Below are 23,107 nucleotides of genomic sequence, written 5' to 3'. Positions count from 1 at the left end.
TTTATGCGTATCCGTCTTACTCCCATTGCCCTGGCTCTCCTGACGTTAACTGCCAGTACGGCCCGGGCTGAAATTGTGCCGGACGCGGGTCAGTCAATCCGTGAGATCCAAACTAAACCGCCGGTTTTACCGCCGCGCCAGACGCTGGAACTGAACCTTCCCGACACGCCGGACACTCATCCGACTGCCCGCGGGCCAACGATGCAGGTTGCGCAATTCAGGTTGACAGGCAATCAGGCGATCAGCAGCGCCGATCTGCTGCCATTGCTGGCTGATCTGCAAAATCGCACGGTCAGCTTTGGTGAGTTGCAGGCTGCGGCCGGGCGTATCACCCTGTTTTATCGACAGAAAAATTACCCGCTGGCACGGGCTTATTTGCCGGCTCAGGACGTGGAGAATGGCGTCGTCACCATTGCCGTCCTCGAAGGTCATTTTGGCGAAGTGAAGCTTAATAACGCTTCGCGCATCAGCGACGGCACGTTGGCTGCGCCGCTCCGCGCGCTGAAAAACGGTGAAGCGGTGCGCGCCGGCCCTCTGGAACGCAGTCTGCTGTTGCTTCAGGAAATCCCCGGCGTTGAAGTCCGGTCCACGCTGAAACCCGGCACCGCCGTGGGTGCCAGCGACCTGGTGGTCGATGCACGCTCGGCGCCGATGGTTTCGGGTCAGGTGGATCTGGACAACTATGGCAACCGCTTCACCGGTGAATACCGTCTGGGCAGTACGCTGAACCTCGCCAGCCCGTCAGGCATGGGTGATCAGGCCAGCATACGGATCATGGGTTCTGATGAAGATCAGCATTACTTCCGGGCAGCGTATCAGTTACCGATCGGTCCGTGGGCGACGCAAGCCGGTGTCGCTTACTCGTACATGAATTATCAGTTAGCCAGGAACTTTGACAATCTTGATGCCTCGGGTAACGCGAAGATTGCCAGCGTGTTTGTGCAGCAGCCATTGATTCGCCTCCGGGATTTCAGCCTGACTGCGCAACTGCAATTCGATGACAAACGCTTAAGAGATGACATCGATCTTTACGACTATAAAAGTCACAAACAGTCGCATGTCGTGACTGCCAGTCTCAACGGCAACTCCCGCGACAATTTTTTGGGTGGCGGTTCGAATGCATTCTCGCTGGCCTGGAGCCAGGGCAACCTGACGCTGGATAACCCGCAAGACAAAGTGCTGGATGATCTCACAGCCAGGACTCGCGGCACCTTTCAGAAGATCAATCCTGGCATCGTGCGCCTGCAGCGCCTGACGGATCGGATCAGTCTTTATGGTCAGTTCCAGGGCCAATGGACTGACGGCAACCTTGATTCCTCTGAAAAAATCAGCCTCGGCGGCGCGTATGGCGTACGGGCTTATCCGGAAGGCGAAGCACAGGGTGACCAGGGATATGTGACCAGCGCCGAACTGCGATACGCACTGACCGAGATGGTGCAGTTGTTCACCTTCGTCGATCATGGCGAAGTACGGCTGAACAAAGACACCTGGGCTGACGGCGAAAATCACCGCAGCCTTTCTGCTACGGGTGTGGGCTCGACATTGTCTGCCGGCAACTGGCATCTGATGGCGGTCGCGGCATGGAAACTGGGTAATGCCGATGCACAAAGCGACACGGATCGCACGCCCCGGGTGTGGGCACAGGCTAGTCGTACATTTTGAGGGGATGTTTACGATGCCAACACATGTACCAACAGATAGTACTTGATGTCGGTTGATATAGGTAAAATCAGCTTGAACCATGAAGCGCTAAAACCTGCTAACTCACTGAATTTCATGCATAAAAATAGACGTCAGTTGACGTCTATTGAACCCTACAGGGTTCGAGCCTGTGACCTGCGGCTTAGAATCTCTAAGAACCGTGCAATAAATCATTAACTTACCGCATATAGCCCCGCTCACACGTCCCAACATGCAGAAAGATGACAAGCGTTGTTTCGATCGCTTTCAAACGTTCAGACAAAGTAGCGATAAGTTCTGCCTGGTCTTCATTGCGTTTCTTTAATACTTTTATCGCAGCGCCAGAATATGCGGCTGATACTCCAAGGGTGAGTTCACCCTACAGAAATAAATCGGGTTGCAGTCTGAAAATGAAATGAGAGAAGCTAATCCCTTTTGGTAAAAAAACCCTGCTGATACACTTACCGATTGATTCTTTTTGAAAATTTACTATTTATCGTCGAGGGCTACGTCTTGCTTTGGAATATCCTGACCTATTTTGGCGACAGCATGCTCATTTTGCCAACCGGAATAACCCTCGCTTTATTTATGTTATGGAAGGCTGACAACCCAGTCACAGCATTAATCTGGCTGATTATACTGGGTATTTCTGGCCTCGCGGTGAGCATCTCAAAGCTGTTGTTTCTCGCCTGGGGCATTGGCAGCAGTACATTTAATTTTACAGGCTTCAGCGGGCATACCACGATGTCAGCCACTTTATGGCCGGTCATGTTCTGGCTGATAGGCCAACGTTTTCAACCTGACGGACGCAGGCTGATGATTACTGCTGGGTATTTCATTGCCATTATGGTGGGTATCAGCCGGCTCGCACTGCATGCTCATTCCGTCAGCGAAGTGATCTCAGGATTTATTCTCGGCAGTCTTTGCAGCGTAATCTTTTTATATACACAACACGACCGCAACATGCGCTATTTCACATTCACTCCATTAGCTATTCTGCTTATTCTCCCTCTGTCACTGATGAGCTTTGGCAAGAAAGCACCCACACAGCAGCTTCTCGAACATATCGCTACGCAAATCACAGGCAAACAACCCTGGACGCGGGAAGAATATCGGCTTATGGCTGAGAAACCGGAAATCTCAAAAAGCGCGTGGAACTAAAGCAGAGATACTTACAATACCACTTGATTTGGGTATAACTGAGTTGACTTCGATAGAACCCGGGACAGAAAAATTCAGTAATTTCAGGGAATATAAAGGAGAAAAAGCGAATTCAGCAGAGGTGTGTTGACTTGAAATGGTACGCCCTACAGGGCTCGAACCTGTGACCTACGGCTTAGAAGGCCGTTGCTCTATCCAACTGAGCTAAGGGCGCATTGCTTGTCCCTTTCGGGAGCGTTGCGGGTTCGGATTATACGGGCAGACCGGGATGAGTCAATGGCTTTCGAACTCACTGCTTAATGCCTGAACAATTTGCCGATATTCCCGGACTGTCTTGCAACGTTATGTGATCAGTATCGGCTATTTTTCGGATTTCAGCGCGGCAGCAATCACGCGGGCAGACGCGTGATAAGCGACACCTTCGTAAGCCGTCAGTTCCGGTCGCAATGTTTGTACGATACCTTTTTTACCAATCACCGCTGGCTGGCCGATATAAACGCCCAATTGTTCATCGAGGGCAGACACCGGCCAGACACTGCGGGCGTCGGACAAAATGGCATCCACCAGCCGCGCTGTTGCAGTAGCGATGCCAAAACTGGTCCAGCCCTTGCCTTGCAGGATTTCCCAGCCACCGCCGCGCACAGCGTCGTTCATTGTTGCCCAGTCGACGTCACGGTCGCCTGCCAGTTCTGCCACCGGACAGCCGCCAAGTGTCACGGTGCTCCAGGCCACAAACTGTGATTCGCCGTGTTCGCCCATCACGTAGCCGGTGACGCTTTTCGGATCGAAACCGAAGAACTCACCGACCACGCGTTTCATGCGCGCGGTATCGAGCGAGGTGCCGGTGCCGAACACCTGTGCGTCAGGGAATCCGCTGGTCTGCTGAATAATCTGGGTAATGACATCGCACGGATTGGTGATATTGACGATCACGCCGCCAAAGCCGCTGGCAATCACGCGCGGGATCACTTCACGCACGGCGGCACGGGTCTCAGCGAGTTCTTCCAGACGATCTTCACGCAGCAAGGTTTTCGGGCCGACGGCGATGACCAGCACATCGGCATCATGCAGTTCGCTGTAGTCGTTGGCGATAACCTGCACGCGTGAGGTCGTCAGCGACGCCATATCCCGCAACTCCAGCGCCTGACTGGCCGCTTTAGGTTCGTTTTCATCCAGCAAGACAATCACGTCACACAGCCCCTGCGTGACCAGAGAGAATGCAAAGTCAGCGCCCACATGACCGGCACCGATGATCCCCACTTTGCGTGTCATTTGTTTCTTTCCTTATGATTTAAAAAGAGTCATACCTAAAATAGACACTTTTTTCGCCACTGTCGCAGGTTAAATTCTCATCCGCAGATAACAAGTTATTCGCATTCAACGCCTGACAGCGCCCGCGGCTTCTGACAAAATAGGCGCATCCCCCTGCATTTATTAATTAATGGATTTATTCCCTGATGGCAGCAAAGATTATTGACGGTAAAACGATTGCGCAGCAAGTCAGAAGCGAAGTTGCAGCGCGTGTTCAACAACGACTGGCTGAAGGAAAGCGTGCGCCCGGTCTGGCCGTGGTGCTGGTCGGTGAAAATCCGGCGTCACAGATTTATGTCGCCAGCAAACGCCGTTCTTGTGAAGAAGTCGGGTTCATCTCCCGCTCTTACGACCTGCCAGCCACCACCACTGAAGGTGAGTTGCTGGACCTGATCGAAAAACTGAATAACGACAGCGAAATCGACGGCATCCTGGTTCAGCTTCCGCTGCCTGCCGGTATCGATAACATCAAAGTGCTGGAACGTATTCATCCGGATAAAGACGTCGATGGCTTCCATCCTTATAACGTCGGCCGTCTGTGCCAGCGCGCGCCGACGCTGCGCCCTTGTACGCCGCGTGGCATTGTGACGCTGTTAGAACGTTACGGTATTGAAACCTTCGGCCTGAACGCCGTGGTGATTGGCGCATCCAACATTGTGGGCCGTCCGATGAGCATGGAATTACTGCTGGCCGGTTGCACCACCACCGTCACCCACCGTTTCACCAAAAATCTGCGCCATCATGTTGAGAATGCCGATCTGGTGGTTGTCGCTGTGGGTAAACCGGGCTTTATTCCCGGCGAATGGATTAAACCGGGCGCGATTGTCATTGATGTCGGTATTAACCGTCTGGAAAGTGGTAAAGTTGTCGGCGATGTGGAATATGATGCCGCCGCCGAGCGAGCTTCCTTTATCACACCGGTGCCGGGCGGTGTTGGCCCGATGACGGTCGCGACGCTGATTCAGAATACCTTGCAGGCGTGCGAGGAATATCATGACGTCAGCGCCAGTAAGTCTTAAACCCTTTGCACTACACAAAAAGTCAGGAATACATGGAAACTTTCTTTCTCGAAAAACACCCGCACGTTGAACTGTGCGATCTGCTCAAATTTATGGGCTGGTGTGACAGCGGCGGTACGGCGAAAGCAGTGATTGCCGAAGGCCAGGTTAAGGTCAACGGTAAAGTCGAAACCCGTAAGCGCTGCAAAATCGTTGCTGATATGAACGTCGAGTTCGCCAGCAACAAAGTCGTGGTGAAAGCGTCCGAATAATCTTTCCGGTAGCGTTGCACGACAAAAGAAAATGCCCTGCAAGCGAAAGCTCACAGGGCATTTTTTTATTTATCGGCAGAGTGACAGGCCGAAGGCAAATTACTGCTGCGTCACCCACAACACCGGCCATTCGCCACCGCTGCTGTAACCGTCACAACTGGGTTCAGAGGCAAATGCCGCCAGCCGGAACTGTTTACCATCAAACACCCAGCGTGAAGACACGCCACAATCACCGATGCCGCGCCCTTTATCGTAAGTCGAGAGCATACCGGTTTTCGGGTCGAAATCAGCGTTGATCAGTTCCGGCGAATCATCATCTTCGCCCAGTTTGAACGGCATATTCAGCGCCAGATTGTCCATTTTATAAGGCGCCTGACGCGAAACCAGGAAGCCCAGCGCATACAGGTTATACGCGCCCATGTCGCAGTTGACAGTCATCAGGGCTTTATCGTTGCTCAGCGCGAAAATATGCACTTCCCGTTCGGAAGGGTCGAGGCTGCAATCATTATTCTCAATGGTGGCGGCGGCGTTCTGCGTGATGGCCGAAATCTCAGTTTCGGATAATGCATGCGGTTCACTGAAACGCGGCAGAACCGGCGTGGCAGGAATGGGCGGCACGGTATTCGCCGGTTTCGCACCACGATTAATCCAGGCCGTTTTGGTGCCAACGCGCCCCTGCTGCGCATCAATGGCCAGCAACGCAGCTTTGATCCCTTTCAGTGAAACTTCCGGTTTAACGGGCTGAGCCGGGTCAGCTTTCACTGCCAGCTGAATACTGCTGCCTTCGCGGATCGCGGCAATAAAATCATTCACCACCAGACGGTTAGTGGTGGAAAGATGTTTTTTACTGACATCCCATTCACGGTGATTAAAACTCAGTGTCTTACCGTTCATCTGCAAGCGGCTGGCAACCGGCGCATCCGTCGTCTGCTCATCACTGTTACGCTGGTAATCAATGCTGACGGAGGATTTCCCTTCCGGCCCGGCTTCACGGGTGATTTTCATTACCAGTTCCTGCCCGTCCTGCGAATTACGCGCGACGCAGTGATTCAGGTTGTCACAGCTGACCTGCCAGTCGTTATAAATAGCCTGCAACGGCTCAGCCTGGGCGCTAAAAACCAGCATGGTGGCCAGCAGGCATAAAGGGGCGGTTATCCATCTGCACATTATAAGTTTCAGCTCTGTTCGAAATTATCTTTCTGATAATAGCGTAACCCTCGCCAGGAGACTGCCTTCAATGCAGCATTTTTTACCCGAAATTATAAAGAGATACTCCACCCGCAGGGTTTGCGGCAGACAATAATTTTTCATGACATACGAGAAGCCGCAATGGTGACGCAGGGAAACTTTCAGTACACTGGCTGAGCCAAAAACAAACAATAATGGCGAAAAGGATGAAGATCATTTCTCTGGGAGATACGGATGAAGTTATTGATTTTGATGATAACGCTGTTATCACTGCCGGCGCTGGCTGAAGAGCCTCCGGTGGTGTACGCCGGCACACTGGGTAAAACCAGCATTGTCGTCGAACTCGATTTAAATAAACCTGACGAAGTGACCGGACGGTATTTCTACCAAAAATACCGTCTGGATCTGCCGCTCAACGGAGCGCTGGATGGTCAGGAACTGAAATTACAGGAAGGTCTGGATGATTTCGACGATACACCGCGCCCTGAACTGACGCTGACCAAAGATGAAAACGGTGACTGGCAAGGCAACTGGACCAACCCGCAGGGCAAAACACTGCCGGTTAAGTTGCAACCCGCGCAGTTACCGGCAGCCGCCACGGACGACGGCTATCTCAGTTCGCTGATCCACACCGATCCGTACGAGTATTTGCGTTTATCCGCGCTGCAACTGAAAGCGGGCAAAAACGAAAACTTCATGGGCTATCAGCTGCAATGGTGGACGGAACCGCAATCAAAAATCAGTTTCTTTGAGATTGTCTCCGGTTATCCGGAAGCCAGTTTACCAGCCATTAACCAGAAGCTGCGCGCCCGTCTATGGCAGGAAGTCAGCGGCTGGCATGCCTGTATGCTCGGGGCAAGCCGTTTTGGTCAGGGAGAATATCAGCAAACGGTGACGCCGAAGTTCATGAGTCCCGATGTGGTCAGCATCAGCGTATTTACCTCTTATGACTGCGGCGGTGCGCATCCTGATTTCGGCGAAGCGCCGATCAACCTGAACGCCAAAACCGCAGAAACGCTGACGCTGGAAGATGTGATTTGGGTGGGCGATGGCGCACCGTTCCACTATCTGAATGCTGAAGATCGCGCCCTTACGGGTAAAAACGATGTGGATTTCGATACCTTCGCGCAGTACCGCGATAAGAAATGGGCGCCGTGGCTGGTGAAACAACTGACCGCGGCTTATCCGCAACAGATGAAAAAGCCGACGGAAGAAAGCGAAGACGATTGTGATTATTCAGACCCGTCGGTCTGGCAATTCCCGGCCTGGTATTTCACGCAAAAAGGGCTGTATTTTGATCCGACGTTTGCCCGTGTCATGCGTTCATGCGAAGGCCCGGAATGGTCCGTTCTGCCATGGTCTGCCATGAAAGGCCACGCGGGCAGCACCGCAATAAACCTGGAACACTGAAATAACAAAGGCACCCGCGGGTGCCTTTGCCTCAGATGCATTTTCGCCGGTCATCTTTACGCCAGCCAGCCCTGAATCTGCGCATATTGCAGCAACATAATGGTTTTACCATCTCTGATGCGCCCATCTTTGATCATCGCCAGCGCCTCGGTAAACGGCACCTCCAGCACATCAATGTCCTCGTCTTCCACGCCGCCACCGGCGTTCTGACGCTGCGACTCATCGTATTCTGCCGCGAAAAAATGCACGATTTCGGTCACGCTGCCCGGCGACATATAGGCTTCAAACAGTTTATCTACCTTGCCCACTGCAAAACCGGTTTCTTCAATGGCTTCTTTACGGATGCAATCTTCCGGCGAATCGTTGTCGAGCAAACCGGCGCAGGTTTCCAGCAACATACCGGTCGGGTTGCCATTGACGTAGGTCGGCATACGGAACTGTCTGATCAGCAGAACGGTTTTTTTAGGACGGTTATAAAGCAGAATAGTCGCGCCATTTCCCCGGTCATACACTTCACGGGATTGCGGCTGGCGTTCGCCATTACGTTTGATTAAATCGTAGGTGTATTTGCGAAGAACATACCAGTTATCAGAGAGTAACTGGTTTTGAACGTTTTCGATCCGGGATGACTTGTCATCAGATGACATAAAGCGTGCCTCCGCTCAGAGGGTGAGAGAAGCCAGACATCATAGCGGCATTACACCGCGCACGCCAGATTCAGCCGTGCTCAATTGCATTAAGCAGTTGTTCCCGATGGCGTTCAACCCACTTCGCATCCAGCGGCCCCCAGCCGGAAAGCTGATAATAACCGTCATTATTGCGCACACCCTGCTGCACAAATTCCAGTTCGACACCCATACCCGGTAGCGCTTTCAGTACGTCCTGCAAGGTGCGGCGCGGCCAGCCGGTGATTTCCATCAGTTTTGGTACGTTCGGTTTTTGTTCAGAGTCCAGCAACCAGCAAAGGTAGAGACGACGGGCGAAAACCGAATTTAACATCAAACTCATCTGAACGGCTCCAGTGTGGACATACGAATGCGTGTCATAAAAAAGCAGGCTGTCAAAGCGTAGACGGTATCAGCAAATCTGTCTGCGGGATAACCCTGTGTACAGGGAGGTTTTTTTTACATTATCTCCTTTATTTCTCCACGTTTTATGCGACATGAGAAGGTAAAGTGCACTGACGTAGAACTCCACTCTAACACTTGCTCAGTCCCGTCGGGACGGTTCCGCCTCTGAGACTGCCTATGAGAAAATAGCGCTCAGGGGATTTTTTTGTCAGATTACTGACGTTCTGTTTGTTTGCTGATGTTAGTTACTCACGCCAGAGTAACAACGAGGTTCCTGAAGCATGGCTAACTTTTTTATCGATCGCCCAATCTTTGCCTGGGTTTTAGCGATCATCATTTCCTTGTCCGGCGCACTCGCGATCTATTTTCTGCCGGTTGAACAGTATCCCGATCTGGCTCCGCCAAACGTCAGGATTTCTGCAACTTATCCCGGCGCATCAGCACAAACATTAGAAAATACCGTTACCCAGATTATCGAACAGAACATGACCGGCCTCGATAATCTGATGTACATGTCATCGCAAAGCAGTAACGACGGTAAGTCGCAGATAACCCTGAGCTTTACCGCCGGTACCGATCCCAACGAAGCGCTGCAACAGGTGCAAAACCAGTTGCAGCAGGCGCTGAAACGCCTGCCGCAGGACGTGCAGACGCAGGGTGTGACGGTGTCAAAAACCGGTGACACCAACCTGATGATGGTGGCGTTTGTCTCCACCGACGGCAGCATGGATAAGCAGGATATCGCCGACTATGTGGCGTCCAACATTCAGGATCCGCTGAGCCGCGTGCCCGGCGTCGGCAGCATTGATGCTTACGGTTCACAATACGCGATGCGCATCTGGCTGGATCCGGACAAGCTCAATAATTACCAGCTGACCACCGCCGATGTGGTCACCGCCATCAAAGCGCAGAACAGTCAGGTCGCTGTCGGTCAGCTCGGCGGCGCACCTTCGGTGGATTTTCAGGCCCTGAATGCCACCATTAATGCCCAGGCACAGTTACAGACGCCGGAACAGTTCCGCCAGATCACCCTGAAAGTGAATCAGGACGGTTCGCAGGTCAAACTTGGCGATGTTTCCACCATCGGTCTCGGCGCGGAAAACTACGCCCTGCTCAGCCGTTATAACGGACAGGCTGCGTCAGGGATGGGCGTTAAACTGGCGTCCGGTGCCAACGAACTGCAAACCGACAAAGCCGTCCGTGCGCGCCTTGATGAGCTTTCTCACTATTATCCGCACGGTCTGAAAGCCGAAATCGCTTACGAGACCACGCCGTTTGTTAAAGCGGCGATCACCGACGTGGTGAAAACGCTGTTTGAAGCGATCGTGCTGGTGTTCCTGGTGATGTATCTGTTCCTGCAAAACTTCCGCGCTACGCTGATCCCGACAATTGCCGTGCCGGTGGTCTTGCTGGGGACGTTCGCCGTGCTGCATCAGTTCGGTTACAGCATCAATACTCTGACGATGTTCGCGATGGTGCTCGCCATCGGCCTGCTGGTGGATGATGCCATCGTGGTGGTGGAAAACGTCGAGCGCGTGATGAGTGAAGAAGGCCTCAGCCCCAGAGAGGCCACGCGAAAATCGATGGGACAAATTCAGAGTGCGCTGGTCGGTATCACCATGGTGCTGTCGGCGGTGTTCGTGCCGATGGCATTCTTCGGCGGCACTACCGGCGCGATTTACCGTCAGTTCTCCATCACCATTGTCTCGGCGATGGTGCTGTCAGTGTTCGTCGCGCTGACGCTGACACCAGCGCTGTGCTCGACCATTCTCAAACCTGTCGCGCAGGGACATCATCACGGTAAACGCGGTTTCTTCGGCTGGTTTAACCGCATGTTTGACCGCAACGCACGTCGCTACGAAAACGGCGTGGCGAGGGTTCTGCGTAACAGCCTGCGTTATATGCTGGGATATGCCGCACTGGTCGCCTTGCTGGCAGTGATGTTTATCAAACTGCCCACCTCCTTCCTGCCGATGGAAGACCGTGGCGTGTTCACTGTTCAGGTTCAGTTGCCGCCGGGTTCAACGCTGCAGCAGACACAAAAAGTGGTGGAAAAGGTCGAAAAGTATTTCCTGACTGAAGATAAGAAAGACGTGCTTTCGGTGTTCTCAACCATCGGTGCTGGCCCCGGCGGTAACGGGCAAAACGTTGCGCGTATGTTCGTGCGCCTGACGCCCTGGGATGCACGCACCGGCGAAGGCGATTCTTCTTTTGCACTGATTGAACGGGCGACCAAAGCGTTTAACAAGATAACCGAAGCGCGCGTGATCGCCAGCAGCCCGCCCGCCATCAACGGTCTGGGCAGCGCCACCGGCTTTGATATGGAATTACAGGACCACGCCGGGCTTGGTCATGATGCGCTGATGGCGGCGCGCGATCAGTTGCTGGCCATGACATCCAAAGACAGCAACCTGACCCGCGTGCGTCACAACGGTCTGGATGACAGCCCGCAGTTGCAGATCGATATCGATCAGGTGAAAGCGCAGGCGCTGGGCGTGGCTATCTCTGATATCAACAGCACGCTGAGTACCGCGTGGGGCTCAACCTACGTCAATGACTTCGTTGACCGTGGCCGTGTGAAGAAAGTCTACGTGCAGGCCGCGGCACAATACCGCATGCTGCCGGACGATATTGACCGCTGGTATGTGCGAAACTCCGCCGGAACCATGGTTCCCTTCTCCGCTTTCGCCACGTCGAAATGGCTGACAGGTTCGCCGCGTCTTGAGCGTTACAACGGCTATTCCGCGCTGGAAATTGTCGGTGAACCGGCAACGGGCATCAGCAGCGGTACTGCGATGGATGACATGGAAAAACTGGTCGCGAAGTTGCCGGTGGGTATTGGTCTGGAATGGACCGGTCTGTCGTATCAGGAAAGACTGTCAGGTTCTCAGGCACCGGCGCTGTATGCGATTTCCCTGCTGGTGGTGTTCCTGTGTCTGGCGGCGTTGTACGAGAGCTGGTCCATTCCGTTCTCCGTCATGCTGGTGGTGCCGCTCGGCGTGCTCGGCGCGGTGATTGCCACCTGGCTGCGCGGGCTGGAAAACGATGTGTATTTCCAGGTCGGTATGCTGACCATCATCGGTTTGTCAGCGAAGAACGCCATTCTGATTGTCGAATTTGCCAATGACCTGAATGTTCGCGGGAAGGAACTGCTGGAGGCCACGCTCGAAGCCGCCAGAATGCGTCTGCGTCCGATTCTGATGACCTCGCTGGCATTTGTTTTCGGCGTTCTGCCGATGGCGACCAGCATGGGGGCCGGTTCAGGCAGCCAGCACGCCGTCGGTACCGGTGTGATCGGCGGGATGATTTCCGCCACGGTGCTGGCGATTTTCTTCGTACCGCTGTTCTTTGTATTGATTCGCCGTCGTTTCCCGGGCAAACACACTGCACCGGTAATTGCTGATATCGTGGAAACAGTCCCCGCCGAGCACCGGTAAAAACGCCGGATCGCAGGCAACAAAAAAGGCGTTAATTCACATTAACGCCTTTTTTATTCATGATTTACTGGCGGTGAGAATCGTCGCTAAATGCAACGTAATGGTCTTCCTGAACAAACGTTTTTTATAATGACGTGCTGCACTGAGAATAAATCTTTTCTTTGCTTTGTCGGTAACGATGTGGGCAATTACGCTTTCAACATACGGTCGATAAAGTCTTTCCAGTGACCTAATTCTTGCTCTAACATTTTACTCCCCTTGATTGGACGCTGGCAGTATACGTTTATTTTTTGACCATGCAAAAACTCCGTGACTAATTTTTAAGCGCGATCACAATCCCGCCCCGTCTGGATCCTGCCGGCGTTTTGCCTCATTATGTGTCCTTCTCTGACGCCACTTATCAGCGCAGCTAAAAAGCGCTTATTTTACTGACAGGTTACGTTTTTCTATGGCAACAACTTCAGCTCAAAACTCATTTATTCTCTACGGCATAAAAAATTGCGACACCGTTAAGAAAGCCCGCCGCTGGCTGGAAGAAAACGGTGTTGAATGCCAGTTTCATGATTATCGGGTCGAAGGGCTGGATGCCGCGTTGCTGCAGGATTTGTTAGATAAACAAGGCTGGGAAGCGATGCTCAATACCCGTGGCACTACCTGGCGTAAGCTCGATGAGGCCACGCGCGCAGCCTGTGATAACGAAGCCAGCGCCAAAGCGCTGATGCTCGAACATCCGGCTGTCATCAAACGTCCGTTTTTACTGGCGCCAGAAGGCCAGTCTCTGCTGGGATTCAAACCAGAAAGCTATCAGCAATTCCTTGCACAGGTGAAGTAACATGAGTTGTCCGGTTCTCGATTTAGCGCAACAGTTAATCCGCCGCCCTTCCCTCAGCCCGGACGATGCGGGTTGCCAGGAGATTATGATTGCCCGCCTTGAGGCCATTGGTTTTCACATTGAGCCGATGCATTTTGGCGATACCCTGAATTTCTGGGCGACACGTGGTGAAGGCAAAACCCTGGCCTTTGCCGGGCATACCGATGTGGTCCCTACCGGCGATCATAAGCTGTGGGTTACCGGCCCGTTTGAGCCAACGCTGCGCGACGGCATGCTGTATGGTCGCGGCGCGGCAGACATGAAAGGCTCACTGGCGGCGATGGTAGTGGCAGCAGAGCGGTTTGTCGCCGCCAATCCCCATCATCAGGGTCGTCTGGCTTTTCTCATCACTTCTGATGAAGAAGCCAGCGCCGTCAACGGCACCGTCAAAGTGGTCAACGCGCTGATGGCACGCAATGAGCGCCTTGATTACTGTCTGGTCGGCGAGCCTTCCAGCACCACGCGCGTCGGCGATATTGTGAAAAATGGCCGTCGCGGTTCCATGACCGCCAACCTGCATGTGCATGGCGTTCAGGGGCATGTGGCGTATCCGCATCTTGCGGATAATCCGGTACACCGCGCCATGCCCGCGCTGAATGAGCTGGTCGCCACCGTGTGGGATAATGGTAACGAATTCTTCCCGCCAACCAGCATGCAAATTGCCAATATCAACGCGGGCACCGGCAGCAACAACGTCATTCCGGGCGAACTTTATGTGCAGTTCAACTTCCGTTTCAGCACCGAGCTGACTGATGCCATCATCAAACAGCGCGTCGCCGAATTACTGGATCGCCATAACCTGCAATACACCCTGAACTGGGTGGTTTCCGGCCAGCCATTCCTGACATCACGCGGTGAGCTGGTGGATGCCGTAGTCAATGCGGTGCGCCATTACAGTGAAATCACGCCGGAACTGCAAACTACCGGTGGTACCTCTGACGGGCGTTTTATCGCGCTGATGGGGGCGCAGGTGGTTGAACTCGGGCCGGTCAACGCGACTATCCACAAAATCAATGAATGCGTACATGCCGCCGATCTGCAGGTGCTCAGCCGCATGTATCAGCGCATCATGGAACAATTAGTCGCATGATCACTCACGAGATGCTGACCGGACGCTCCGCTGCGCATCTGGTGATTATCGGCGACGGGCCGCATCGTTTGCAGAAGGAAGCGGCGCAGGCATTCGAAAAAATGCGTCTGGCAGCCCGTGAAGCCGGTTTTGACTTGCAACCGGCCAGCACCTTTCGTGATTTCGATCGGCAACTGGCTATCTGGAATGGCAAATTTCGCGGCGAGCGACCAGTATTAGATAAGAACAGTCAGCCGGTGGATGTCAGCGCGCTGACGACAGCAGAACGTTGCGAGCTGATTTTGCGCTGGTCTGCGCTGCCGGGTGCAAGCCGTCACCACTGGGGCAGTGACCTGGATGTCTACGATCCTTCATTGTTACCGGCAGGCAAGACGCTGCAACTGGAGCCGTGGGAATATGAAGAAGGCGGGTATTTTTATCCGCTGAACCAATGGATGTCAGCGCATATGACAGAATATGGTTTTTACCGGCCATATGCGGAAGATCGCGGCGGTGTGGCTGTCGAACCCTGGCATCTGAGTTACCGCCCGCTGGCGGCAGAATGTGAAAAACAGCTTACGCCGCAGGTGTTGATCAGTTCCTGGACCGGAAAAGACGTCGCTGCTGCAGACTGGTTAGCCGGGCAAATGGACACTCTTTTCCCGCGATTTATCGCCCTCTCACCCTTTTAAGGAGTACACCATGGAGTGGATTAAAGATTACTGGTGGATCGTTCTGATCATTCTGGTCGGCATGTTTATCAGCGGCATCAAAGAGCTGAACCGCGTTGATGTGAAAAAGTTCCTGAAAGATAAACCTGAGATCCCGCCGCATCGCGACAACAATGCCGAGTGGGATAAAGATGACGACTGGCCAAAGAAAAAGTAATCCCACCCCGGTAGCATCTCACTTTTAATCAATATTAGTCGGCGGATAATCTAGCGATTCTCCGCCGATTGACTTTACCTCCTGCCGTTATCATTCAACATGAAACTGATGCACGGAGAGAACAAGTCTTTGCAAACATTACCTATTACCCGGGCGGATCAGGCAGTGCCTGAACGCTTTGACGCGTCGAAATTTCTGGGTCTGGCTCCGTTTCTACGTATGAGCATCGCAGGCGAGGAATGGTCTGACATCGCGCAGATACTGATCACCCGTGCGCAACAGACCCCGGATGACGCCGTATTGTGGATGAACCTTTCCACTGTCATGCTGTGCCTGCAACGCACTGAACTGGGTTTGACGATTCAGAATCAGGCACTGGCGATGCAACAGGTCTATACCCTTTGCCCCGCGCTACAACCGGCGAAGTTACGCTTACTGATACTCATGGTGCCCGGCACGCTTTCCGCGAATGTGCCGCTGGATTGCCTGCTGGAAAACAGCGATATCGAGCTGATTTATTACTACATCACGCCCGAAGCCCCTTTTGAAGCCCCGATCCCTGAACACGATTTACTGATGGTCGGCATCAGCGCCACTACCGAAAATCTGTTCCTGTTGCAGCAACTGGAAGATGTCACGGAACATTGGCCGGTGCCGGTGATCAATGCGCCACAGCATATCCCGAGTTCTGAACGCCAAACCGCCAGCCGCCTGTTGCAAAACCAACCGGGTTTAGCCATTGCCCAGGCGCATGCGATGACGTTTGCGGCGTTATCTGCCGTCGCTGCCGGAGAAACCACGCTGCACGCTGCGCTGCCTGACAGCAGTTATCCGGTGATCCTGCGCCCTGCGGGTTCGCACGGCGGTCACGGTCTGGAAAAAATCACCGGTCAGGAAGAACTGGCTGATTATCTGACCCGCGTGCAGGTTGAAGATTATTTCCTGTCGCAGTTTATTGATTACAGCAATGAAGACGGTCAGTTCCGTAAGTACCGCATTTCGTTGATCGACGGCGTGCCGTATGCCTGTCATATGGCGATTTCATCCCACTGGATGGTGCATTACGTTAACGCCTTCATGTATGAAGATATCCAAAAGCGTGAAGAAGAAGCCGCATTCCTGAACAACTTCCACGAATTTGCCACCCGTCACCAGCAGGCGCTGAAAGCGATTTATGACACCACGCAGCTCGACTATCTCGGCATCGATTGCAGCGAAACACCGGACGGCGAATTGCTGGTGTTTGAAATTGATCCGGCGATGGTGGTGCACGCAATGGATCTGGAAGTGATGTTCCCGCACAAAAAAATCCACATGAATAAAGTTAAAACAGCATGCCGCGAGTTGCTGTTATCCCGTGCCTTTGCGCACACCGACACCTCTGCTGATGCGTTTAAAGGACAAGAATAAACATGATTTCACGTAACGCCCTGAACTTCTCCGGTGGCCCTGGCGCATTGCCGGAAACCGTTCTCACTCAGGTTGAAGCCGCGATAAAAGAAGTGCCGGAAGTCGGCCTGTCGATCCTCGGTATCAGCCACCGTTCAGACTGGTTTGCCGCCATTGTGCAGGAAACCGAAAACAACATCCGCACCCTGCTCGGCTTGTCGAAAGATTTCCATATCCTGTTCCTGCAGGGTGGCGCAACGCAGCAGTTTTCGATGGTGCCGATGACGCTGTTGCGCGGTCAGAAGCATGCGGCAGAATATCTGGATACCGGTTACTGGAGCAGTAAAGTCGTGACCGAAGCGCGTCGCGAAGGGCCGGTAAAAGTGCTGTGGAGCGGCGAATCGTGCGGATTCAACCGTCTGCCCTCTGACGAAGAACTGGCATTCTCGCCTGATGCGCCCTATCTGCATTATGTCTCGAACGAAACAGTGGAAGGGTTACAGTTTCAGCGCGTTTTGGGCCGCGACGACGTACCCCGCGTCTGCGATATGTCTTCCGATTTCCTGTCCAAACCGTGCGATGCCAATAAGTTTTCGGTCATCTACGCTCATGCGCAGAAAAACATCGGCCCGGCGGGCGTCACTATCGTGCTGGTGCACGATACCGTGGTGAAAGCGTCATCTGACGAATTGCCATCATTCCTGAATTACCGCCGCCAGGTGGAATCTCATTCCAACCTCAATACGCCGCCGGTATTTGCGATTTATGTGGTGCTGCTGGTCACCCGCTGGCTGCTTAACGACGTCGGCGGTCTGGAAAATATGGAACAAACCAACCGCCATAAAGCAGAACTGTTGTATGCAATGCTCGACAACAGCGACGGTTTCTACAATGGCTGGAGCAGCAAAGCCGACCGTTCACACATGAACGTTGCGTTTAAGTTGCCGGATGCGGATCTGGAGAAGAAATTCCTGGCCGAAAGCCAGGAAGCTGGCTTCTCAGGTCTGGCAGGGCACCGTGCGATTGGCGGCATCCGTGCCTCTATCTACAACGCCCTGTCACTGCCAGCGGCAGAGAAACTGACTAACTTCATGGATGATTTTATGCGTAAAAACCGCAAATAATCGCCTCAGTCAGACATTAAAAAAACGCCCCCGGTTGTGATGCAGCCGGGGGCGTTTTTCAATAAAAGTGGCAATGAAATCAGTGCTGATGCGACTTCGGTTCGTAATTTTGCAAATGCGCTATCGCCGTATTAATCATGTGCGAATCCAGCCCGTGTCCCATACCCGGCTGAAGATTGAGCGTACATTCACAACCCAACGATTTCAGACGTTCTGCCGCACTTTTCGACTGGAACGGATTAATCACCGGATCCTGTTCGCCATGAATGAAATGCACCACCGTACCGGCGGCAATCGGTTTTTGCGGAAGCGTTGAAAAACGCCCGCTGAACGCGATAATGCGCGACGCCAGATGCTCTTCCACTTTCGTCGACTCCAGCGCCATGATGGTGCCCTGCGAGAAGCCGACTAATGTGGTGTGTTCCGGGGTAACGCCGGTTTTTTGCTGCCAGTCACGGACAATCTGCACAAAAGCTGGCATTGCGGCATCCACTCGCGGCTGACGGTTTTGTTCGGTCACGCCCTGCACGGAAAACCACTGGAAGCCCCGGCCAAAATCACAAATATCCGGGCTGCCGACGCTTATCACCTGCGCGTGCGGGAATGAAACAGCGAAAAACTTACCGATTTCGCCCATAGAAATCGGGTTATCACCCACGCCATGAAATAATAAAATCAGCTGGTTAGCGATTTCTTCCGGCTGCTGGACGATAATTTGTTCTGAGCTCATTGCTCTCTCCCGTTGTCATTTAATGAGTTCACTATACGCCGCCCGCCGGTCAGTGAAATCGGGTTTTATTGAACGAGTCTTTCCATTTTTTGCAATGAAACCGCTGATTTATTCAGCCATTCCCGCGGCTTTCAGCGCCTGTCGTGTCTCCTCACGCCAGCGCGAAACCAGCGCTTTACGGCCGGAAAGCTTCAGCGACATGACGACTTGCGCGACACTTTGCCCCTGTTGCAGATGCGCACGCAACGCCGTCAGTGGCAAAGTGCTGTGCAACAGCACGCGACTGAGCGCCGGTAAACTGCTTTCCAGCGGACGATGGGCGAACACAAATCCGTTCAGCTCGCGCCAGTCGGCATCATCGGGTTGCGTATCCGCAGTGGTATCGAGCGGCAGGGTTAAATCCATCTGAGGCGCCAGCCAGCGCCAGTCACGGTCAAGCTGATGCACGGCTCTGTCCGCCAGTGCCTGCCCCGCCACGCTCAGCGGTAATATCGCCATTGCGGCATAACAGCCGCTGCTGGCTTCTTTCTGCATACTGACGCGCACCAGCCGGAATCCGGCCTGTTGCCACAAGGCCGCCAGATCCGTGGTGTAACCAAAACTGACGGACAGAAAATCCAGCCCCGCCAGCCGCGCCTGCTGTTTCTGCGCCGATAACAGATCACGGGCGATACCCCGACGGCGAAACGCGGGATGTACCGCAATCCGGCTGACACGCCGTGAACGCAATACGGCAGCCTCGGGGAAACCCGCGTGCGCGGCGAGAGACTGCGCCACCAGATTACCGCGCGGACGTCGCCTGCCCGCCCAGACTTCCTGCGCCAGTTCAGCACTCAGCCCGCCTTCATCCACCAGCCATAACGCGCCGGTCAGGGTGTTTTTCTGTCGCGACGCACTGAATGTCATGCCCGGCGCATCCAGCAAACGCCGCAGATCCAGCGGCGACGTGCGGTAATGTGCGCTGGTCAGCAGGCCGTAGAATTCCTCTAACAGCGCCGGTTCACTCAGCCAGTCGTCGGCATCAATGGAGAAAATTTCTGATGTGCCGCCAGTCTGTTCTGCTACAGGCAAATGCTCGTCAAACAACAATAACTGACTGATAAACGGCTCAAGCGTGTCGGATGATGACCAGCGGATCGGGGAATTCAGACGCAGGTCATGCCACCGCGGCAGGGATGCACAGAATTTAAGTAAGAACCCCCGTCCGGTGCCTTCATATCCCTGAACCGTAGTGGTCAGTAACACACGCGGAAAAGCCGCGATAATTTCCGAAAGCATCGGCGTCGGAATTGCTGCCGCTTCGTCGATAATCAGCCAGTCAATGTCCGTTACCGCACCTTCGCGGCATAATGAAAGCAACGCATCTGGTGCGATAAAGCGGGCAGACTCTGTTTGATGATTGAGAACCTGGCTGGCTGAGGCTTTCGCCGGTGCGGTCACCCAGCAAGTACCCGGCCACTGTCTGGCAAGCATTCCCGCCAGCGTCGATTTGCCACGGCCACGGGCAGCCGTCAGCACCCATACACCGGACTGAGCCTGCATCAGTTGTTGTAAAATCTGCGATTGTTCAGCGGTGGGCTGGCCGTCGGGTGGCAGCCAGTCGGGTGCTGCTGGCAGCGGGGGGATATCAAAAGGCTGATCCTGCTGGCAAACCGTAATGTTGCGATCTTGTTCGAGTAAAGACTGGAAACGGCGGATGAAACGCGGCGTCGGGATCGCCTGCGGTTGTTCGCTCCAGCGCAGGCTGTCCGCGTCCGGCGTGCCAGGCCAGGCGTTCCATTCCGGTATTAGCAGAATCAGCCAGCTTCCGGCTTTCAATGTGCCGGAAAATACCGCCAGCGCCTCGGTATTGAGGCCATAACGCGCATCAAACACACCGTGAAAAATGTCCTGTCCGAGCAGCGTCTGCGCCGCTGAAGGCGGGCAGGATGTGACGCCATCAGGCGGTGAATCACTCAGCCACAGCCAGTCACCGGCACTTTGAGCAGAGAACAGGACAGCCTGTTGTTCACACCACTGCGTCCCGCCACTGAATACCAGCAAACGCCGGACACCCCGCCGCTGCATCTGCTGCTGTAGCAACGTCGCAGACATGTCAGGTTTTCCCGACAATCATCGATAACAGACCGGCAGCAATCAGCGGCCCGACCGGTACGCCTTTAAACAACGCCACGCCCAGCACGGTGCCCACTAACAGGCCAGCCACCAGATGCGGCTGCGTACCCATCAGCGTCAGGCCACGTCCGCCAAGCCACGACACCAGCACACCCACCAGAATGGCGACAATAGATTTCCAGTGGAGGAAAGAATGCACAATGGTGCTGGCGCTGATTTTTCCGCTGGCAATCGGCGCCATCACGCCAATGGTCAGAATAATAATGCCGATAGTCAGGCCGTATTTTTCTATCCACGGAAAAAAACTGTTCAGTGGCGTAATACGCACCGTGAGGAGGAAGAACATTGCGATGGTGACGGCGCTGTTGTGGCTGATAATGCCCAGACCGGCGAAAACAAGTAAGATCAATAGGGTTGGATCGAGAAAAGCCATGGCATTCCCAGCGGTTCAACATGAAAATGAAAGAGAGGCCCGGGGAGCCTCTCTGGATCGGTCATTGATTATTGAACAGTTTTTAGCAGCAGACCAGCGCTTCCTGCCACTTAATCAGCGGCTGGCAAAGGTATTACACTGGTCCGGATTACCGGTATCAAAGCCGCGTTTGAACCAGGTATAACGCTGCTGGGAAGTACCGTGAGTGAAGCTGTCCGGCACCACGCGCCCCTGACCTTGCTGTTGCAACCGGTCATCGCCGATGGCCTGCGCGGCATCCAGCGCTTCTTTCAGATCGCCCTCTTCGAGAACATTTTGCTGCTGCATCGCGTGCCCCCAGACACCGGCGTAACAGTCAGCCTGTAATTCCATTTTCACCGACAACTGATTTACCACAGTCTGCGACGCGCCCTGCTGCATCTCGCGAACCTTGCGTTCGGTGCCCAGCAAGTTCTGCACATGGTGGCCGACTTCGTGCGCCACCACATAGCCCTGCGCAAAATCACCGCCCGCGCCGAGTTTGTTCTGCAATTCCTGATAGAACGACAGATCGATATACACCGTGCTGTCCGCCGGGCAATAGAACGGCCCCATCACTGACTGGCCGGTGCCACAACCGGTGCGGGTCGCGCCGCGATACATCACCAGTTTGGGTTCACGATAAGTCATGCCCTGCCGCTGGAAAATCTCTTTCCAGGTGTCTTCCGTCGAAGCGAGGATCACCGAGGTGAATTTTGCCTGCTCGTCATCTTTCGGGCTGATGGATTGTGACTGTGTTTGCTGCATGCCGCCGGACTGACCGCCGTCAATCAGCGGAGTGAGGTCGATACCGTAATACCCGGCCACCAGCACCACGATGATGATCACGATACCGCTTTTGCCACGGATCGGCAGGCGCATTCCTCCGCCGCCTAGACCGCCTCCGTTAGATCCCTGTCCGCGTCTGTCTTCTACATTGTCGCTTTCGCGACGCCCTTGCCAACGCATAGATACCTCCAACCTGTTTTTTTAAGACTAGCCAGCACACGCAGTTAATACCATCTGCGAAAGGACGTAAGTTTAGTGGCGGAGGAATTAAATGAAAGGAATCAGTGTTAAAACAGGAAAATTAAATGCAGGAAAGAGAACGGGTGACGGAGGCCATCACCCGTTTAGTGCATACCGCGTAAACGATTGCGCAGTCTGGCTAAAAAAATAACGTGCAGCTTAGTCCAGTTTCACACCGATACGGTGAGCGACTTCTTCGTAAGCTTCGATCAGGCCACCCAGGCTCTGGCGGTAACGGTCTTTGTCCATTTTGTTCAGGGTTTCTTTATCCCACAGGCGGCTGCCGTCTGGAGAGAACTCATCACCGAGCACCACTTCCCCGTTGAACAGACCGAATTCCAGTTTGAAGTCGACCAGGATCAGACCGGCATCATCAAACAGTTTGCTCAGCACGTCGTTGGCTTTGTAGCTCAGCTCTTTCATGCGCGCGAGGTTTTCTTCGTTCACCCAGCCAAACGTCTTGCAATACGATTCGTTGATCATCGGGTCGTGCATGGCGTCATTTTTGAGGAACAAATCGAACAACGGTGGGTTCAGTTCCAGACCTTCTTCAATGCCCAGACGTTTTACCAGCGAACCAGCAGCACGGTTACGGATCACGCATTCAACCGGGACCATATCCAGTTTTTTCACCAGCACTTCGGTGTCAGACAGCAGGCGTTCCATTTGAGTAGGAATACCGGCTTCTTCCAGCTTAGCCATGATGAAATGGTTAAATTTGTTGTTAACCATGCCTTTACGGTCGAACTGCTCAATACGCTGACCATCCAGTGCTGACGTATCGTTACGGAACTCCAGTACCAGAAGGTCCGGGTTTTCGGTGGTGTAGACGGTTTTCGCCTTGCCGCGATACAACTCAGCTAACTTTTGCATCTTTACTTACTCCAGTGGAAAAAACAGATGTAAAAAGGGGC

21 protein-coding genes and 1 tRNA gene are annotated in these 23,107 nt (G+C 53.8%); 12 read left to right on the top strand and 10 right to left on the bottom strand.

All coding sequences use genetic code 11. The features are described from left to right. The first annotated feature begins 3 nt into the window (after positions 1 to 3). Both LC431_RS02675 and LC431_RS02670 read left to right on the top strand, forming a co-directional pair. Positions 4 to 1,662: a ShlB/FhaC/HecB family hemolysin secretion/activation protein gene (locus LC431_RS02675; protein WP_121019789.1), complete on the top strand. Its 1,659-nt coding sequence runs from the start codon at positions 4 to 6 to the stop codon at positions 1,660 to 1,662. Positions 1,663 to 2,193: 531 nt separating this feature from the next. Further along, complete coding sequence (locus tag LC431_RS02670; RefSeq protein ID WP_037036989.1) at positions 2,194 to 2,841, top strand: phosphatase PAP2 family protein; 648 nt, start codon at positions 2,194 to 2,196, stop codon at positions 2,839 to 2,841. A gap of 137 nt (positions 2,842 to 2,978) precedes the next feature. Here LC431_RS02670 and LC431_RS02665 read toward each other — a convergent pair. Then, positions 2,979 to 3,055 (bottom strand) — tRNA-Arg (locus LC431_RS02665). Between the two features lie 146 nt (positions 3,056 to 3,201). Beyond that, positions 3,202 to 4,113 carry an L-lactate dehydrogenase gene (locus tag LC431_RS02660; protein ID WP_223509234.1) on the bottom strand — a complete coding sequence of 304 codons (912 nt, stop codon included), beginning with the start codon at positions 4,111 to 4,113 and terminating at the stop codon, positions 3,202 to 3,204. 185 nt (positions 4,114 to 4,298) lie between these two features. Here LC431_RS02660 and folD point away from each other — a divergent pair, with 185 nt between their 5' ends. Further along, positions 4,299 to 5,171, top strand: coding sequence for a bifunctional methylenetetrahydrofolate dehydrogenase/methenyltetrahydrofolate cyclohydrolase FolD (folD, locus tag LC431_RS02655; RefSeq protein WP_013576534.1), 873 nt, complete (start codon positions 4,299 to 4,301; stop codon positions 5,169 to 5,171). A gap of 32 nt (positions 5,172 to 5,203) precedes the next feature. Continuing rightward, a complete protein-coding gene (ybcJ, locus tag LC431_RS02650) occupies positions 5,204 to 5,422 on the top strand; it encodes a ribosome-associated protein YbcJ (protein ID WP_013576535.1) in 219 nt (72 codons plus the stop codon). A 99-nt stretch (positions 5,423 to 5,521) separates the two neighbouring features. On the opposite strand, the gene LC431_RS02645 is transcribed toward ybcJ, so the two are convergent. Continuing rightward, positions 5,522 to 6,589 (bottom strand): DUF1176 domain-containing protein, encoded by a 1,068-nt coding sequence (locus LC431_RS02645; protein WP_223509233.1) that lies wholly within the window; start codon positions 6,587 to 6,589, stop codon positions 5,522 to 5,524. A gap of 255 nt (positions 6,590 to 6,844) precedes the next feature. On the opposite strand from LC431_RS02645, the gene LC431_RS02640 reads away from it, so the two are divergent. Further along, a complete protein-coding gene (locus LC431_RS02640; protein WP_013576537.1) occupies positions 6,845 to 8,020 on the top strand; it encodes a hypothetical protein in 1,176 nt (391 codons plus the stop codon). A gap of 56 nt (positions 8,021 to 8,076) precedes the next feature. On the opposite strand, the gene nudK is transcribed toward LC431_RS02640, so the two are convergent. Further along, entirely contained in the window at positions 8,077 to 8,667 is a 591-nt protein-coding gene (gene nudK, locus LC431_RS02635; RefSeq protein ID WP_013576538.1) for a GDP-mannose pyrophosphatase NudK, read from the bottom strand. Positions 8,668 to 8,737: 70 nt separating this feature from the next. After that, the gene (locus LC431_RS02630; protein ID WP_112197529.1) at positions 8,738 to 9,028 is read right to left on the bottom strand and encodes a helix-turn-helix domain-containing protein; all 291 of its coding nucleotides are present in this window, start codon (positions 9,026 to 9,028) and stop codon (positions 8,738 to 8,740) included. Between the two features lie 343 nt (positions 9,029 to 9,371). On the opposite strand from LC431_RS02630, the gene acrD reads away from it, so the two are divergent. From acrD to LC431_RS02595, 7 genes are all read left to right on the top strand, one after another. Beyond that, positions 9,372 to 12,527, top strand: a complete 3,156-nt coding sequence (gene acrD / locus LC431_RS02625) for a multidrug efflux RND transporter permease AcrD (RefSeq protein WP_131638150.1) — start codon at positions 9,372 to 9,374, stop codon at positions 12,525 to 12,527. Positions 12,528 to 12,975: 448 nt separating this feature from the next. Then, on the top strand, positions 12,976 to 13,359 hold the full coding sequence (locus LC431_RS02620) for an ArsC family reductase (protein WP_119261864.1): 384 nt from the start codon (positions 12,976 to 12,978) through the stop codon (positions 13,357 to 13,359). 1 nt (position 13,360) lies between these two features. Then, complete coding sequence (dapE, locus tag LC431_RS02615; protein ID WP_013576542.1) at positions 13,361 to 14,488, top strand: succinyl-diaminopimelate desuccinylase; 1,128 nt, start codon at positions 13,361 to 13,363, stop codon at positions 14,486 to 14,488. Continuing rightward, the gene (locus LC431_RS02610; protein WP_037036933.1) at positions 14,485 to 15,159 is read left to right on the top strand and encodes a M15 family metallopeptidase; all 675 of its coding nucleotides are present in this window, start codon (positions 14,485 to 14,487) and stop codon (positions 15,157 to 15,159) included. The genes dapE and LC431_RS02610 overlap by 4 nt, the downstream gene beginning before the upstream one ends. 10 nt (positions 15,160 to 15,169) lie before the next feature. Beyond that, complete coding sequence (locus tag LC431_RS02605; protein WP_013576544.1) at positions 15,170 to 15,355, top strand: YpfN family protein; 186 nt, start codon at positions 15,170 to 15,172, stop codon at positions 15,353 to 15,355. 129 nt (positions 15,356 to 15,484) lie between these two features. Then, on the top strand, positions 15,485 to 16,765 hold the full coding sequence (locus tag LC431_RS02600; protein ID WP_223509232.1) for a RimK family alpha-L-glutamate ligase: 1,281 nt from the start codon (positions 15,485 to 15,487) through the stop codon (positions 16,763 to 16,765). Positions 16,766 to 16,767: 2 nt separating this feature from the next. Next, positions 16,768 to 17,868, top strand: coding sequence for a phosphoserine transaminase (locus tag LC431_RS02595; RefSeq protein WP_013576546.1), 1,101 nt, complete (start codon positions 16,768 to 16,770; stop codon positions 17,866 to 17,868). A 79-nt stretch (positions 17,869 to 17,947) separates the two neighbouring features. Here LC431_RS02595 and ypfH read toward each other — a convergent pair whose 3' ends face one another. From ypfH to purC, 5 genes are all read right to left on the bottom strand, one after another. Further along, positions 17,948 to 18,598, bottom strand: a complete 651-nt coding sequence (ypfH, locus tag LC431_RS02590; protein WP_223509231.1) for an esterase — start codon at positions 18,596 to 18,598, stop codon at positions 17,948 to 17,950. 108 nt (positions 18,599 to 18,706) lie between these two features. Beyond that, a complete protein-coding gene (locus LC431_RS02585; RefSeq protein WP_223509229.1) occupies positions 18,707 to 20,692 on the bottom strand; it encodes a tRNA(Met) cytidine acetyltransferase TmcA in 1,986 nt (661 codons plus the stop codon). Position 20,693: 1 nt separating this feature from the next. Next, complete coding sequence (locus LC431_RS02580; RefSeq protein WP_200227082.1) at positions 20,694 to 21,146, bottom strand: DUF441 domain-containing protein; 453 nt, start codon at positions 21,144 to 21,146, stop codon at positions 20,694 to 20,696. 114 nt (positions 21,147 to 21,260) lie between these two features. Next, complete coding sequence (locus LC431_RS02575; protein WP_223509227.1) at positions 21,261 to 22,133, bottom strand: neutral zinc metallopeptidase; 873 nt, start codon at positions 22,131 to 22,133, stop codon at positions 21,261 to 21,263. A 219-nt stretch (positions 22,134 to 22,352) separates the two neighbouring features. Continuing rightward, the gene (gene purC, locus LC431_RS02570; RefSeq protein WP_013576551.1) at positions 22,353 to 23,066 is read right to left on the bottom strand and encodes a phosphoribosylaminoimidazolesuccinocarboxamide synthase; all 714 of its coding nucleotides are present in this window, start codon (positions 23,064 to 23,066) and stop codon (positions 22,353 to 22,355) included. Positions 23,067 to 23,107: the final 41 nt, after the last annotated feature.

The sequence above is a fragment of the Rahnella sp. GSA61A genome, assembly GCF_019969905.1.
Classification (GTDB): domain Bacteria; phylum Pseudomonadota; class Gammaproteobacteria; order Enterobacterales; family Enterobacteriaceae; genus Rahnella; species Rahnella aceris.
This window is presented reverse-complemented; position numbering and strand designations above follow the sequence as displayed.